Here is a 14964-nt window from a genome sequence, read left to right on the forward strand (position 1 = left end):
ACAGGCGCAGATCGCCCTGATCAGGCGTCTTCGTCGCCGAGACCGGCTTTGCCGGCATCCTTGGAAAAATGCTTGAACGCCGCACCCAGCTTGCGTTGCTCGAAGATCGAAAACACCAACGTGCCGAGCAGGATCAGCATCCACACCAGAAACAGCTTCAAGGTATCCACCTGAGCCACGAACAGCAGCAGCGTCACCACGCCGCCGATGACCATGCCCAAGCCCATCCACGCGCCCAGCACCCGACCTACCGCCAGGCGCATGCCTTTGGGCAGGACCAGCCGGGTCGCCATCATCACCACAATGATCGTCAGGAAAAAACCAAACGCCGCCATGAACGGAATCGGGAAACCGCCTTCGCGGTACAGCCAGGCCAGCAGCCGATACACGGGGCCCAGTGGCTCCATTTGCTGATACGTGTCGGGACCGGGTAAATGCAGTTGGGCGAAATGCGCGGGCGTCATGGCCATGATGCCCACGCCGATCATCCCGACCACGGCCGCATAGAAACCACCGGCACGCCACAGCGGCGCCAGCACGCGAGTGTTTTCCACATCCTGGGTCAGCGCCAGGCCGAACACCGCATTGCGCTGTTTACCCTGGGCAATCGCTGGTTTACCGTCGCGCTCACAGGCATCGCCAATCAGCATCACGTCCAGGTCCTGGACCAGCAGGATTTCGCCTTGGCGCCGGGAACTGCCGACGAGTTCGTAATCGTCAGGCGCCTTGTTGCCGAACAGATCAATGCCTTCGGCGATCACGCGGACCTCACCCGTTGCATCCTGCAGGCGGAAGTCATTGCAGCGCGCCTCGCTGGATACCCGGCTCCAGCTCCAGTGCCCGTCGTCGTCTTTCTTGCCGTCCTCGACAACCCAGACATAGCCCACGCACGGCTTGCCATTCACCGGCGACAGCTGGGTCTTGTCGGCAATCACTTTGCCGCGTACTTCCACCAGGCCCATCGCCAGCGAACGAATCTGGCTGGTGGCCAGGCGCTGTTCGGTTTTAGAGAAGCTGGGCCCGAAGCTGAGCAGCAGGCCGACCAGAATGCCTACGGGGAAAAACAGTGCGATAAAAATGTGCGGTGCATAAGCAATCAAGCTGATGAAGCCCGCGAGCAACACCAGTGCCAACGCGGTTTTCCACTTGGGTTTCTTCACAACGACGCCTGCCTGGGTGGTTTTCATGCCCCCGGCACCTCAAGTTTCACGCCTTCGTAGCGGGTTTCTTCGGCGCTGATGGCCAGCAACGGAATACGCTGATAGCTGAGCATCCGCGCAAAGAACAGGTCGGGGAACACCGCGATGGCGATGTTGTAGAGGTTGACCGACTCATTGAAGAACTCACGCCGGTCGGCAATGCGCTCTTCCACGGCCGAAATGGCTTGCTGCAACTCGACCATGTTCGGCCCGGAGATCAACGCCGGATAACTCTCCGCCACCGCAATCACCGACTTGAGTGCGGCATTGAGCTGGTTGGACGCATCGACCTTGTCGTTGAGGCTGCTGGCATTCAAGTATTGGTTACGCGCATCGCTCAGCCGCGTAAACAGCGCGTTCTCGTGGTTCATGGCGGTCTGCACCACGCGCATCAGGTCGGGGATCTGGTCGGCCCGTTGCTTGAGCAGCACGTCGATGTTGGCGAACGCCTTATCCACATCGTTACGCCGCATGACCAGGCCGTTGTAGACCCCGACCATCCAGCCGATCAGGCCCACGACAATGATCAGCACGACGATGCCGGCGATTAGCAGTTCGATATTCATGGTGAAGGCGTCCCTGTCTGAGTTATCCACAGGAAGGCATTCTAGGGGTAAAGCCTGACGGCGCGCCCGGCAGTAGCCCACAGATTCGACAGGAGGTCGTTAATTCGTCGCGGCGATTCGCACGACCTCATTGCGGTTTACTTTGCCTAAAGCGTTGCGCGGGATGGCCTCGGTCAACACGATCTGCCGTGGCAACTTGAACGGCGCCAGGCGCACACGCAACCAGGCGAGGAGCTCCTGCGCCGAGGTGCCAGGTGCATCGGCTGTCAGCGTGACCAACGCCACCACCCGCTGCCCCGCTTCGTAATCCGGTGCGCCCGCGACGGCCGCATCGGCGACGGCCGGGTGCAGGATCAGCTGGTTTTCCACTTCCACGGGGGAAATCTTGTCGGTGAAGCTGACAATCTGATCCTTGCAACGCCCGACAAAGCGGTACTCGCCATTGGGCAACTGCACCATCAGATCGCCCGAGGCAAACCAACCTCCACGGCTATGGCTGATGATGTCGCCGGGACCGGTCCAGTAGCCGAGGCTCAGGTTGGCGCCGCACATCTGCAGTTCGCCTACTTCGCCTTGGGCAACTTCGACGCCGTCGGCATCCACCAGGCGCGCGCGCCCTGGGATGGCGGTGAGGGTATCCCAGGCCGAACCAAAGGCCATGCTGCCCAGGCATTCCGTCAGGCCGTAAGTATTGTTCAGACGCCACCCAAAGGTGTTTTGGAAGGTTTCGGCAACCACCGGGCGGCACGCGTCTCCACCTATCCCGCAAACCCGCATCGAGCTGAGGTCGCGCGGGCGCTTACGCTGGGCGTCCACCAGCGGCTGGCAGATAAACGGCGCGACGAACAGCATCGTGCCCCTCTCTTGCTCGATGGCATCGAGGAGTTTGTCGGCATCGAAACGGCTGAACATGACTTCCTGACAGCCACGAATGATCGTCGCCATCAGCACAAAGGAACCGGAGACGTGGGCGACCGGCGTGCTGCCGAGCGTGCAGGAGTGCGAATCAAGTTCCCACGCACTCAGTGCACCGGCAACGTGGGAAATCACCCGCTGGTTGTAGGCCACCAGCTTGGGCATGCCCGTGGTGCCGGACGTTGCCAGCAGCAGGCAGGTCGAATCGATATCCACCGGCACCTGAGCCGTGTGGCGGCTGCCCTCGCCCAACAGCGCGTGCCAGCCCGCGCTGGTAACCGTGCGCGTACGTTCAAGCACGTCAGCAGCCATTTGCGCCACCACGGGCTGCAGATCCGCCTCATGAACAAACAACGTTGGGCGTAGCCACCGCAGAAACTCATCCAGCTCACGGGCCGTGAATTCAGTCTTCAGCGGCACCAGGATTGCCCCGCTCATCATCGCTGCGAACAGGAACACCGCGTACAGCGGCGACGTGCGCACCAGCATGACAATCCGATCACCTGGCTCGATCCCCGCCCGCTTGAGCCCGTTGCTCAGGCGCACCACTTCGCTGGCCAGGCGGTGATAGGACCAGACGTCGCCGTCAGCAATCAGGGCAATGGCGGGCCGCTCGCTGGCGTGCTGGAACAGCGCCTGCAGCGGGGTTTGCGAGGGGCAAGAGGCATCAATGGATTGAAAACTGCTCGGCATGATCGTCTTCCAGGGGGCTAGGACTGCTCGCGCGGTGGTGCGCGCTCCCCAAGAGAACACCTGGAAGTGCCGGTTTATTTCGTGAAGCTTCGATGACGTAAAAACAGCGCGCATAAAAAACCCCGATTACCGGGGTGCTGGTGCCGCCATCTCGATGTAACTGGATGTCCCGCCACCCGTCGCGCCCGACAGCCACCCCCACTCGAACGCCAGCGTGGTAAGCCCGGCGTGATTCACCCCGACCGTGCCGCGTGACCAGCCGGCAAGCAGCTCGCCGTCCATCGTCAGGCACTGAAACAGAAGCTCGAGGGTGTTGGAGCCCGTCACGCGCCCGACCTGCTGGCCCGTACGAATGCGGCCACCCTGGTAAGTGCCCGTAATGGCGTCACCCTCCACCCGGTAATGAAACACCGTGCCCGAGCCGGAAAGCCCTTGGGGGTTGGCCGCTACCGCAAAGCGGCGATCGTTCAAACGTTCGCGCAGTTGGGAAAAGTCAGATCGCATCGAGGTCGCATCCTTGCGTGGAAGTTGGAGACCCGGTGTGGGCCTCCAGCGTGTGCCGTGTTACTCCACCGTCACCGACTTCGCCAGGTTACGCGGCTGATCCACGTCGGTGCCCTTGAGCACGGCAACGTAGTAGGACAGCAACTGCAGCGGGATGGTGTAGAGGATCGGCGACAGGGTGTCGTGGATGTGCGGCATGTTGATGACGTGGGTGCCTTCGGCGTTGGTCATGCCGGCTTTTTCGTCGGCGAACACAATCAGTTGGCCGCCACGGGCACGCACTTCCTGCAGGTTGGATTTGAGCTTTTCCAGCAGTTCGTTGTTCGGCGCGACGGTGACCACTGGCATGTCATCATCCACCAGGGCCAGTGGGCCGTGCTTCAGCTCGCCGGCTGGGTAGGCTTCGGCGTGGATGTAGGAGATTTCCTTGAGCTTGAGCGAGCCCTCCATCGCCACCGGGTATTGCGCGCCACGGCCGAGGAACAGGGTGTGGTTTTTGTCGGCGAACAGTTCGGCGACTTTTTCCACGGTGCTGTCCATGGCCAGGGCTTCGCCCAGGCGGGCCGGCAGACGGCGCAGTTCTTCGACCAGCGTGGCTTCCACACCTTCGGCAAGGGTGCCGCGAACCTGGCCCAGGGACAGCGTCAGCAGCAACAAGCCTACCAGCTGGGTGGTGAAGGCTTTGGTGGAAGCCACGCCGATTTCGCGACCGGCCTGGGTCAGCAGGGTCAGGTCGGACTCGCGCACCAGGGAGCTGATGCTGACGTTGCAGATCGCCAGGCTGGCGAGGAAGCCCAGCTCTTTAGCGTTGCGCAGTGCCGCCAGGGTGTCGGCGGTTTCGCCGGACTGGGAGATGGTCACGAACAAGGTGTCGGGTTGCACCACCACCTTGCGGTAGCGGAACTCGCTGGCGACTTCGACCTGGCACGGGATGCCGGCCAGTTCTTCGAGCCAGTAACGCGCAACCATACCGGCGTGGTAGCTGGTGCCGCAGGCGACGATTTGCACGTTGCGTACTTTGGCGAACAGCTCGGCGGCTTGTGGGCCGAAGGCGTTGACCAGCACTTGGTTCTGGCTCAGGCGGCCTTCCAGGGTGCGTTGCACCACGGACGGTTGCTCGTGGATTTCCTTGAGCATGAAGTGGCGAAATTCGCCTTTGTCAGCGGCTTCGGCACCGTCACGGTATTGCACGGCTTCGCGCTCGACGGAGTTGCCGTTAACGTCCCAGATCGCCACGCTTTCGCGGCGGATATCGGCGATATCGCCTTCTTCCAGGTACATGAAACGGTCAGTCACCTGGCGCAGCGCCAGTTGGTCGGAGGCGAGGAAATTTTCGCCCAGGCCCAGGCCGATCACCAACGGGCTGCCACTGCGCGCGGCAACCACGCGGTCTGGCTGGCTGGCGCTGACCACGGCCAGGCCGTAGGCGCCGTGCAGCTCTTTAACGGTGGCCTTAAGGGCGACGGTCAGGTCGCCGAGGTCCTTGAGCTTGTGGTTCAGCAGGTGAGCGATGACTTCGGTGTCGGTGTCCGAGGTGAACACGTAGCCCAGGCCTTTGAGCTGCTCGCGCAGCACTTCGTGGTTCTCGATAATGCCGTTGTGCACCACCGCCAGGTCACCGGAGAAATGCGGGTGGGCATTGCGTTCGCACGGCGCACCGTGGGTGGCCCAGCGGGTGTGGGCAATGCCCAGACGGCCGACCAGCGGCTCGCCAAGCAGGGCTTGCTCCAGTTCGCTGACCTTGCCCGGGCGACGCATACGCTCAAGCTTGCCGGCGTTGGTGAAGACCGCCACACCGGCGCTGTCGTAACCGCGGTATTCCAGGCGCTTGAGGCCTTCAAGCAGGATGGCGGTGACGTTGCGTTCAGCGACTGCGCCTACAATTCCACACATGGTTTTTCTCCTAGATGATTGCCGCGCATATCAGCGTAATGCCGCGGGCTTGGATCTGGTCGCGGGCCTCAAGCGGCAGGCGATCATCGGTAATAAGGGTATGGACGCTGCTCCAGGGCAGTTCCAGGTTGGGAATCTTGCGGCCAATCTTGTCGGACTCGACCATCACCACCACTTCACGGGCGACCTCGGCCATCACGCGGCTCAGGCCCAGCAGTTCGTTGAAGGTGGTGGTACCGCGCTGCAGATCGATGCCGTCGGCGCCGATGAACAGTTGATCAAAATCGTAGGAGCGCAGCACTTGCTCGGCCACCTGGCCCTGGAAGGAGTCCGAATGCGGGTCCCAGGTGCCGCCGGTCATGAGCAACACCGGTTCGTGTTCAAGCTCGCTCAAGGCGCTGGCCACGTGCAGGGAGTTGGTCATCACCACCAGGCCGGGCTGATGGCCCAGCTCAGGGATCATGGCGGCGGTGGTGCTGCCGCTGTCGATGATGATGCGCGCGTGTTCACGCAAGCGCATCACGGCCGCACGCGCGATGGCGCGTTTGTAAGCCGAGATGGGCTGGGCCGCGTCCCCCACGAGTTCCTGAGGCATGGTGATGGCGCCACCGTAGCGGCGCAGCAACAGGCCATTGCTTTCCAGCGCGGCCAAGTCCTTGCGGATGGTGACTTCCGACGTTTCGAAACGCTTGGCCAATTCGTCCACGCTGACTTCGCCCTGTTCATTGAGCAAGGTCAGAATGTTGTGGCGTCGTTGGGGTGTATTTCGTTTCGACATGGTGATGATAAGTTTCGTTTCGAAAGATAACGAAGGCAATCAAAACCTATTGGCGAAAGATCGTCAAGCGGCGGGTGCGCTTTTTTGAAAACAACATAGACCCAATGTGGGAGCGGGCTTGCTCGCGAAGGGGGTGCATCAGATACACATTCAGTGACTGACACTCCGCCTTCGCGAGCAAGCCCGCTCCCACATTGGAAGGGTGTTGCTGATGGAGCTGTGGATAACTCAGGTCTTTTTGATTTTGACCGGGCGTTTCCAGCCGTCGATGTTGCGTTGGCGGGCACGCGCCACGGCCAGTTGCGACTTATCCACATCCTGGTTGATGGTTGAGCCCGCAGCTGTGTTCGAGCCATCGCCAATAGTGACGGGAGCAATCAGCGAGTTATTGGAGCCGATGAATACGTCCTCACCAATCGTCGTTTGATACTTGTTCGCGCCGTCGTAGTTGCAAGTGATCGCCCCCGCACCGATGTTGCTGCGAGCACCAATCACCGCATCGCCCAAATAAGCCAGGTGGCCGGCCTTCGCGTCGTCGCCCATGCGCGCGTTTTTCAGTTCGACAAAGTTACCCACATGCGCCCTGGCCCCCAGCACGCTGCCCGGACGCAAACGCGCGAATGGGCCAGCATCGCTGCCCTCGCCCATCACCGCACCGTCAATATGGCTGTTGGCTTTGATCACCACGCCTTTGCGCAGGGTGCTGTCCTTGATCACGCAGTTCGGGCCGATCACCACGTCGTCTTCAATGATCACGCGGCCTTCAAGGATCACGTTGATATCGATCAGCACGTCGCGGCCGACGGTGACTTCACCGCGCACATCGAAGCGTGCGGGGTCGCGCAAGGTCACGCCTTGGGCCATCAGACGGCGGCCTTCACGCAGCTGGTAATGACGTTCCAGCTCGGCAAGCTGCTTGCGGTCGTTGGCGCCCTGCACTTCCATGGGGTCGTGGGGCTGCTCGGTGGCGACCAGCAGGCCATCACTCACGGCCATTTCGATCACGTCGGTGAGGTAGTACTCGCCCTGGGCGTTGTTGTTGGACAGGCGGCTCATCCAGTCGGCCAGTTTGTTGGCCGGCACCGCGAGAATCCCGGTGTTGCCTTCAGTGATAGCGCGCTGGGCTTCGCTGGCGTCCTTGTGCTCAACAATGGCCGCCACCTTGCCATCGGCATTGCGCACGATGCGGCCATAGCCGGTCGGGTCATCCAGCTCTACGGTGAGCAGGCCCATTTGGCCGGGCACTACGTGCTTGAGCAGGCGTTGCAGGGTTTCCACTTCGATCAACGGCACGTCGCCGTAGAGGATCAGCACCGTGTCGGCGCTGATGAACGGCACGGTCTGCGCGGTGGCGTGGCCGGTGCCCAGTTGTTTGTCCTGCAGCACGAAATTCAGGTCATCCGCCGCCAGGCGTTCACGCACCACGTCGGCGCCGTGGCCGATCACTACGTGAATCCGCTGGGGGTCCAGTTGCCGGGCGCTGTGGATAACATGACCGAGCATGGAATTACCCGCGACCGGGTGCAGCACCTTGGGCAGGGCCGAACGCATGCGAGTGCCCTGGCCTGCGGCGAGGATGACGATTTCAAGAGACATGAATGGCTACCAATCCTGGGCGGTCCGGCTTCAGACCAGAGAAGTGTTTTGCTAAAAAAGAAAAAGGGTAGCCGAGGCTACCCTTTTTAATCAATCGCACATGAAGCATGACGGCTGGGCCGCTTACTTCTTGCGGATCTGCTGGAGCGTGCGCAGCTGAGCTGCAGCCTCGGCCAGACGTACAGCAGCAGCGCTGTAGTCGAAGTCCGCGCCCTTTTCGTTCAGGGCCTTCTCGGCAGCCTTGACGGCTTCCTGAGCGGAGGCTTCATCCAGGTCGCCAGCACGTTGCACGGTGTCGGCAAGTACCTTGACCATGTTCGGCTGAACCTCGAGGAAACCACCAGAGATGTAGAACACCTCCTTTTCCCCGCCTTGCTTGGTCAGAGTGATCGGACCTGGCTTCAAGCTGGTGATCAACGGCGCGTGGCCCATGGCAATACCCAGGTCACCGAGTTCGCCGTGTGCAATCACCATTTCTACCAGACCGGAGAAGATTTCCCCTTCCGCGCTGACGATATCGCAATGGACTGTCATAGCCATCTGATTGCCTCAACCTGATGAGCGCCCGTTGCCGGGCGCCGGGATTACAGTTTCTTGGCTTTCTCGATCGCTTCTTCGATGCCGCCGACCATGTAGAACGCTTGTTCTGGCAGGTGGTCGTAGTCACCGTTGAGGATGCCTTTGAAGCCAGCAATGGTGTCTTTCAGGGAAACGTATTTACCCGAAGCACCGGTGAAGACTTCAGCCACGAAGAACGGCTGCGACAAGAAGCGCTGGATCTTACGAGCACGGTTTACCAACTGCTTGTCGGCTTCCGACAGCTCGTCCATACCCAGGATCGCAATGATGTCCTTCAGTTCTTTGTAACGCTGCAGCACGTACTGAACGCCGCGAGCGGTGTCGTAGTGCTCCTGGCCGATCACGTTCGGGTCCAGCTGGCGCGAAGTCGAGTCGAGTGGATCGACCGCTGGGTAGATACCCAGGGAAGCGATGTCACGGGACAGAACGACGGTGGCGTCCAAGTGGGCGAAGGTGGTCGCAGGCGATGGGTCAGTCAAGTCATCCGCAGGTACGTATACCGCTTGGATCGAGGTGATCGAACCTTCTTTGGTCGAAGTGATACGTTCTTGCAGAACGCCCATCTCTTCAGCCAGGGTCGGCTGGTAACCTACTGCCGAAGGCATACGGCCCAGCAGTGCGGATACTTCAGTACCGGCCAAGGTGTAACGGTAGATGTTGTCGACGAACAGCAGAACGTCGTTACCTTCGTCACGGAACTTCTCGGCCATGGTCAGGCCGGTCAGTGCTACGCGCAGACGGTTTCCCGGCGGCTCGTTCATCTGACCGTAAACCAGTGCCACTTTGTCCAGAACGTTGGAGTCCTTCATCTCGTGGTAGAAGTCGTTACCCTCACGAGTACGCTCACCCACACCGGCGAACACGGAATAACCGCTGTGCTCGATGGCGATGTTACGGATCAGTTCCATCATGTTTACGGTTTTGCCTACACCGGCACCACCGAACAGACCGACTTTACCGCCTTTGGCGAACGGGCAAACCAGGTCGATAACCTTGATGCCGGTTTCCAGCAGATCGTTGCCGCCAGCTTGCTCGGCGAACGAAGGAGCTGGACGGTGAATGCCCCAGCGCTCTTCGGTGTCGATCGGACCAGCTTCGTCAATCGGGTTGCCCAGTACGTCCATGATCCGGCCCAGGGTCGCTTTACCGACCGGTACGGAGATGGCTGCGCCAGTGTCGACAACGTCCAGACCGCGCTTCAAGCCTTCGGTGGAACCCATCGCAATGGTACGAACTACGCCGTCGCCCAGCTGCTGCTGAACTTCCAGAGTAGTTTCCGCGCCTTGTACTTTCAGCGCGTTGTAGATGCTCGGTACGCTGTCGCGTGGAAATTCCACGTCGATAACGGCGCCGATGATTTGAACGATACGTCCGCTACTCATAGCTGGATCCTCTGAATATTTGAACCGTTAAACCGCGGCAGCGCCGCCGACGATTTCCGAGATCTCTTGGGTGATCGCAGCCTGACGCGCCTTGTTGTAGATCAGCTGCAAATCGCTGATCAGATCACCGGCGTTATCGGTAGCGTTTTTCATCGCGATCATCCGCGCCGCTTGTTCAGCTGCGTTGTTCTCGACCACCGCCTGGTACACCTGCGACTCCACGTAGCGCACCATCAAGCCGTCAAGCAGCTCTTTGGCGTCTGGTTCGTAGAGGTAGTCCCAGTGGTGCTTGAGTTCCTGATCCGGAGTCGCCACCAGTGGAATCAATTGCTCCACGGTTGGCTGCTGGGTCATGGTGTTGATGAACTTGTTGGATACCACGGACAGGCGGTCAATCCGGCCTTCCAGGTACGCATCCAGCATCACCTTCACACTGCCGATCAAATCATTGATCGACGGCTCTTCACCCAGGTGGCTGATAGCTGCAACGACGTTACCGCCGAAGTTACGGAAAAAGGCCGCACCCTTGCTACCAACAACACACAGATCGATCTCGACGCCGTTTTCGCGGTTTACCGCCATGTCCTTGACCAGGGCCTTGAACAGGTTGGTATTCAGACCACCGCACAAACCACGGTCACTGCTCACTACCACATAACCAACACGCTTAACGGCGCGGTCGATCATGAACGGGTGGCGGTATTCCGGGTTGGCGTTGGCCAAATGCCCAATTACCTGGCGGATACGCTCCGCATAAGGACGGCTAGCAGCCATGCGCATTTGTGCCTTGCGCATTTTGCTGACCGCCACTTTTTCCATGGCGCTGGTAATCTTTTGCGTGCTTTTGATGCTCGCAATCTTACTGCGAATCTCTTTTGCGCCTGCCATGTAACACCTATCAGGTTAGCAAGCGGGAGCCTTGCGGCTCCCGCTGCGGCTTACCAGGTTTGGGTGGCCTTGAACTTCTCGATACCGGCTTTCATGCCAGCGTCGATTTCGTCATTGAAGTCACCCTTCACGTTGATCTTGGCCAACAAGTCGGCGTGATCGCGGTTGAAGTAAGCAATCAGCGCTTGTTCAAAGCTGCCGACCTTGGTGATTTCGACGTCAGTCAGGAACCCACGCTCAGCGGCATACAGCGACAACGCCATGTCAGCGATCGACATTGGGGCGTATTGCTTCTGCTTCATCAGCTCGGTAACGCGCTGACCATGCTCAAGTTGCTTACGGGTGGCCTCGTCCAGGTCAGAAGCGAACTGGGCGAATGCCGCCAGTTCACGGTACTGAGCCAGAGCGGTACGGATACCACCGGAGAGCTTCTTGATGATCTTGGTCTGAGCGGCACCACCCACACGGGATACCGAAACACCGGCGTTCACAGCAGGACGGATCCCGGAGTTGAACATGGCCGATTCCAGGAAGATCTGACCGTCAGTGATGGAAATCACGTTGGTCGGAACGAACGCGGAAACGTCGCCAGCCTGGGTTTCGATGATCGGCAGTGCGGTCAGGGAACCGGTTTTGCCGGTCACTGCGCCGTTGGTGAACTTCTCTACGTACTCTTCGGATACGCGGGATGCGCGCTCCAGCAGACGGGAGTGGAGATAGAACACGTCGCCTGGGTAAGCTTCACGGCCTGGTGGACGGCGCAGCAGCAGGGAAATCTGGCGGTAAGCCACTGCTTGCTTGGACAGATCGTCATAAACGATCAGCGCGTCTTCACCGCGGTCGCGGAAGAATTCACCCATGGTGCAACCGGAGTACGGTGCCAGGAATTGCAGCGCAGGAGATTCCGAAGCACTGGCAGCCACGATGATCGTGTTGGCCAGGGCGCCGTTTTCTTCCAGCTTGCGAACCACGTTGGCGATGGTCGATTGCTTCTGACCAATGGCTACGTAGACGCAGAAAATGCCGCTGTCTTTCTGGTTGATGATCGCGTCGATCGCCAGAGCGGTTTTACCGATCTGACGGTCACCGATGATCAGCTCACGCTGGCCACGGCCGACCGGAATCATGGCATCGACAGCCTTGTAGCCAGTCTGTACAGGCTGGTCTACCGACTTACGCCAGATCACGCCTGGAGCAACTTTCTCGACCGCGTCGGTCTCGGTGTTGCCCAGTGGACCTTTACCGTCAACAGGGTTACCCAGTGCGTCGACTACGCGACCCAGCAGTTCCTTACCAACCGGAACTTCCAGGATGCGGCCTGTGCACTTGGCGCTCATGCCTTCAGCCAGACTGGTGTACGCGCCCAATACAACGGCACCTACGGAGTCTTGCTCCAGGTTGAGGGCCATACCGTAGACGCCGCCCGGAAACTCGATCATCTCGCCGTACATTACGTCGGCCAGACCGTGAATCCGCACGATGCCGTCAGATACGCTGACGACAGTGCCTTCGTTACGGGCTTGGGAGGTCACATCGAGCTTGTCGATGCGGCCCTTGATAATTTCACTTATTTCGGAAGGATTGAGTTGCTGCATTGCTCTGCTGCCCCTTCAAACTCAAGATTTCAATGCTTCGGCAAGTTTCGCGATTTTGCCGCGAATCGAGCCATCGATAACCAGGTCGCCGGCACGGATAACAACACCCCCAATCAGGGATGCGTCCTCCGAAGCTTGCAGGCGCACTTCCCGATTGAGTCGTGCACTGAGAACCTTGGCGAGTTTGTCTTGCTGTTCTTGGTTCAATGCAAAAGCACTGGTCACTTCAACGTCTACCGACTTCTCTGCTTCGGCCTTGTACAGGTCGAACAGAGCGGCGATCTCCGGCAATAGCGAGAGACGGTCGTTTTCGGCAACGACGTGGATGAAGTTCTGCACTTTCACATCAAACTTGTCGCCGCACACTTCAATAAAAGTGGCGGCCTTGTCTGCGCTCGTCAGGCGCGGGGCCTTGAGCACGCGCTGCATGGTGTCGTCTTGCGACACTGCTGCAGCCAGGCCGAGCATGGCTGACCAAGAGGCCAGCTGCTGGTGGGCCTGGGCGTGCTCGAAGGCTGCCTTAGCGTAAGGTCGGGCCAACGTGGTCAGTTCTGCCATGATCGCCCTCGCTTAAATTTCAGCAGCCAGTTTGTTAACCAGCTCCGCGTGCGCGTTTTGATCGATTGTGGCACCGAGGATCTTCTCAGCACCGCCGACCGCCAGAGCACCCAGTTGGGCACGCAGCGCGTCTTTGACGCCGTTCAGTTCCTGTTCGATCTCGGCATGAGCCGAAGCCTTCACACGGTCAGCTTCGACGCGGGCTTTATCAACAGCCTCTTCGACGATCTGGTTACCGCGTTTCTTGGCTTGCTCAATGATTTCAGCTGCCTGTGCTTTAGCTTCGCGCAGTTGATGACCCGCTTTCTCTTGGGCCAACTCCAGGTCGCGAGCTGCACGGGTGGCAGCGTCCAAGCCGTCTGCGATCTTCTTCTGACGTTCGTGCAAAGCCGCGATGACCGGAGGCCACACGAACTTCATGCAAAACACTACAAAAATGAAGAACGCAACGGATTGGCCAATCAGGGTTGCATTAATGTTCACGCCAACACCTCGCTCATTCGTTGTCCATCACCCCAATCAACTCGAAAAATTCGAGTGATTAGCCAGCGAGTTGACCAACGAAAGGGTTCGCGAAGGTGAAGAACAGAGCGATACCAACGCCGATCATGGTCACGGCGTCGAGCAGGCCGGCGACGATGAACATTTTAACTTGCAGCATTGGAACCATTTCTGGCTGACGCGCTGCGCCTTCCAGGAATTTGCCGCCCAGCAGGCCGAAACCAATGGCAGTACCCAGGGCGCCCAGGCCGATCAACAGTGCAACAGCGATAGCGGTTAGACCAACTACAGTTTCCATCTTTCCTCCCGACTTTTACGTCGTATGGTTTAGGTTTTTTAGATTTTAAAGCGGTAAAACAAATCGTTTCATAGCCCGGTAGGGCCCACCTTCCCGTGTTACCGGGAAGGACATCAGACTAGTCGAGACTGGTCTTAATGGTTCTCTTCGTGCGCCATCGACAAGTAGACGATGGTCAGCATCATGAAGATGAAGGCCTGCAGGGTAATGATCAGGATGTGGAACACAGCCCACGCCCACTGCAGAACTACGCCCAGGCCGCTAAGCCAGAGCAGACCACTGCCGAACATCACAGCGATCAGAATGAACACCAGCTCGCCGGCATACATGTTGCCGAACAGTCGCAGGGCCAGGGAGATCGGCTTGGCGACCAGCGTTACGAACTCCAGCAGGAAGTTCACCGGGATCAGCAGGGCTTGAACAAAGATGTTCTTGCTGCCGAACGGGTGCAGGGTCAGTTCGCCGATGAAGCCGCCAATGCCCTTGACCTTGATGCTGTAGAAAATGATCAACGCAAACACCGACAGGGCCATGCCCAGGGTGGCGTTAGGGTCCGTGGTGGAAACCGCACGGAATGGAATGTGGTGATCGCCGGTGATCAGGATGGCCAGCTGAGGAATCCAGTCGACCGGAATCAGGTCGACGGCGTTCATCAGGAACACCCAGACGAAAATGGTCAGTGCCAGCGGTGCAATCACCGGGCTACGGCCATGGAAGCTGTCTTTCACGCTGCCATCGACGAATTCGACCAATACTTCAACGAAGTTCTGCAAAGCACCCGGCTGACCGGAAGTCGCCTTCTTTGCCGCCATGCGGAAAATCAGGACGAAGATCAGACCCAATGCGACAGACCAACCCAGAGTATCCAGGTGGAATGCCCAGAAGCCCATTTCTTTGGCTTCTGCTGCGGTGTGGGCGAAGCCCCAGCCGCCGTTGGGAAGCTGACCGAAGGTCAGGTTCTGCAAGTGGTGCTGGATATAGCCCGAAGCGGTTGTTTCTGCCATGGTTGCCTCAAACGC

General features: G+C 59.3%; 15 protein-coding genes. All 15 read right to left on the reverse strand.

Going from position 1 to position 14964, the window contains the following annotated elements; all coding sequences use genetic code 11:
* Positions 1–20 precede the first annotated feature (20 nt).
* The 15 genes from AACU78_RS09530 to atpB all read right to left on the reverse strand — a co-directional run bounded on the left by AACU78_RS09530 (position 21) and on the right by atpB (position 14949).
* Positions 21–1187, reverse strand: a complete 1167-nt coding sequence (locus tag AACU78_RS09530; protein ID WP_106575959.1) for a hypothetical protein — start codon at positions 1185–1187, stop codon at positions 21–23.
* A complete protein-coding gene (locus AACU78_RS09535; RefSeq protein ID WP_106575960.1) occupies positions 1184–1765 on the reverse strand; it encodes a LemA family protein in 582 nt (193 codons plus the stop codon). Before AACU78_RS09535 ends, AACU78_RS09530 begins: the two co-directional genes overlap by 4 nt.
* Positions 1766–1864: 99 nt before the next feature.
* Positions 1865–3373, reverse strand: a complete 1509-nt coding sequence (locus AACU78_RS09540) for a class I adenylate-forming enzyme family protein (RefSeq protein WP_106575961.1) — start codon at positions 3371–3373, stop codon at positions 1865–1867.
* 126 nt (positions 3374–3499) lie between these two features.
* Entirely contained in the window at positions 3500–3877 is a 378-nt protein-coding gene (locus tag AACU78_RS09545) for a hypothetical protein (protein ID WP_106575962.1), read from the reverse strand.
* Positions 3878–3937: 60 nt separating this feature from the next.
* Complete coding sequence (gene glmS, locus AACU78_RS09550) at positions 3938–5770, reverse strand: glutamine--fructose-6-phosphate transaminase (isomerizing) (RefSeq protein ID WP_106575963.1); 1833 nt, start codon at positions 5768–5770, stop codon at positions 3938–3940.
* Between the two features lie 10 nt (positions 5771–5780).
* Positions 5781–6548 (reverse strand): DeoR/GlpR family DNA-binding transcription regulator, encoded by a 768-nt coding sequence (locus tag AACU78_RS09555; protein WP_106575964.1) that lies wholly within the window; start codon positions 6546–6548, stop codon positions 5781–5783.
* A gap of 228 nt (positions 6549–6776) precedes the next feature.
* Positions 6777–8144: a bifunctional UDP-N-acetylglucosamine diphosphorylase/glucosamine-1-phosphate N-acetyltransferase GlmU gene (glmU, locus tag AACU78_RS09560; protein WP_106575965.1), complete on the reverse strand. Its 1368-nt coding sequence runs from the start codon at positions 8142–8144 to the stop codon at positions 6777–6779.
* 123 nt (positions 8145–8267) lie between these two features.
* Positions 8268–8684, reverse strand: coding sequence for a F0F1 ATP synthase subunit epsilon (locus AACU78_RS09565; protein ID WP_003177061.1), 417 nt, complete (start codon positions 8682–8684; stop codon positions 8268–8270).
* Between the two features lie 44 nt (positions 8685–8728).
* A complete protein-coding gene (atpD, locus tag AACU78_RS09570; RefSeq protein WP_017135118.1) occupies positions 8729–10105 on the reverse strand; it encodes a F0F1 ATP synthase subunit beta in 1377 nt (458 codons plus the stop codon).
* 27 nt (positions 10106–10132) lie between these two features.
* Complete coding sequence (gene atpG / locus AACU78_RS09575; RefSeq protein WP_003233565.1) at positions 10133–10993, reverse strand: F0F1 ATP synthase subunit gamma; 861 nt, start codon at positions 10991–10993, stop codon at positions 10133–10135.
* A 50-nt stretch (positions 10994–11043) separates the two neighbouring features.
* Positions 11044–12588: a F0F1 ATP synthase subunit alpha gene (atpA, locus tag AACU78_RS09580; protein WP_017135120.1), complete on the reverse strand. Its 1545-nt coding sequence runs from the start codon at positions 12586–12588 to the stop codon at positions 11044–11046.
* Positions 12589–12609: 21 nt separating this feature from the next.
* Positions 12610–13146, reverse strand: a complete 537-nt coding sequence (locus AACU78_RS09585; RefSeq protein WP_106575966.1) for a F0F1 ATP synthase subunit delta — start codon at positions 13144–13146, stop codon at positions 12610–12612.
* Between the two features lie 12 nt (positions 13147–13158).
* Positions 13159–13629, reverse strand: coding sequence for a F0F1 ATP synthase subunit B (locus AACU78_RS09590; RefSeq protein ID WP_016970692.1), 471 nt, complete (start codon positions 13627–13629; stop codon positions 13159–13161).
* A gap of 58 nt (positions 13630–13687) precedes the next feature.
* Complete coding sequence (atpE, locus tag AACU78_RS09595) at positions 13688–13945, reverse strand: F0F1 ATP synthase subunit C (RefSeq protein ID WP_002555987.1); 258 nt, start codon at positions 13943–13945, stop codon at positions 13688–13690.
* 134 nt (positions 13946–14079) lie between these two features.
* The gene (atpB, locus tag AACU78_RS09600; RefSeq protein WP_017848936.1) at positions 14080–14949 is read right to left on the reverse strand and encodes a F0F1 ATP synthase subunit A; all 870 of its coding nucleotides are present in this window, start codon (positions 14947–14949) and stop codon (positions 14080–14082) included.
* Positions 14950–14964: the final 15 nt, after the last annotated feature.

The organism is Pseudomonas sp. R9.37 (assembly GCF_963878885.1).
Classification (GTDB): domain Bacteria; phylum Pseudomonadota; class Gammaproteobacteria; order Pseudomonadales; family Pseudomonadaceae; genus Aquipseudomonas.

Coding starts and splice junctions, on each gene's coding strand:
- AACU78_RS09530 (WP_106575959.1), bottom strand. CDS start 1,187: ATGAAAACCACCCAGGCAGGCGTCGTTGTGAAGAAACCCAAGTGGAAA.
- AACU78_RS09535 (WP_106575960.1), bottom strand. CDS start 1,765: ATGAATATCGAACTGCTAATCGCCGGCATCGTCGTGCTGATCATTGTC.
- AACU78_RS09540 (WP_106575961.1), bottom strand. CDS start 3,373: ATGCCGAGCAGTTTTCAATCCATTGATGCCTCTTGCCCCTCGCAAACC.
- AACU78_RS09545 (WP_106575962.1), bottom strand. CDS start 3,877: ATGCGATCTGACTTTTCCCAACTGCGCGAACGTTTGAACGATCGCCGC.
- glmS (WP_106575963.1), bottom strand. CDS start 5,770: ATGTGTGGAATTGTAGGCGCAGTCGCTGAACGCAACGTCACCGCCATC.
- AACU78_RS09555 (WP_106575964.1), bottom strand. CDS start 6,548: ATGTCGAAACGAAATACACCCCAACGACGCCACAACATTCTGACCTTG.
- glmU (WP_106575965.1), bottom strand. CDS start 8,144: ATGTCTCTTGAAATCGTCATCCTCGCCGCAGGCCAGGGCACTCGCATG.
- AACU78_RS09565 (WP_003177061.1), bottom strand. CDS start 8,684: ATGGCTATGACAGTCCATTGCGATATCGTCAGCGCGGAAGGGGAAATC.
- atpD (WP_017135118.1), bottom strand. CDS start 10,105: ATGAGTAGCGGACGTATCGTTCAAATCATCGGCGCCGTTATCGACGTG.
- atpG (WP_003233565.1), bottom strand. CDS start 10,993: ATGGCAGGCGCAAAAGAGATTCGCAGTAAGATTGCGAGCATCAAAAGC.
- atpA (WP_017135120.1), bottom strand. CDS start 12,588: ATGCAGCAACTCAATCCTTCCGAAATAAGTGAAATTATCAAGGGCCGC.
- AACU78_RS09585 (WP_106575966.1), bottom strand. CDS start 13,146: ATGGCAGAACTGACCACGTTGGCCCGACCTTACGCTAAGGCAGCCTTC.
- atpE (WP_002555987.1), bottom strand. CDS start 13,945: ATGGAAACTGTAGTTGGTCTAACCGCTATCGCTGTTGCACTGTTGATC.
- atpB (WP_017848936.1), bottom strand. CDS start 14,949: ATGGCAGAAACAACCGCTTCGGGCTATATCCAGCACCACTTGCAGAAC.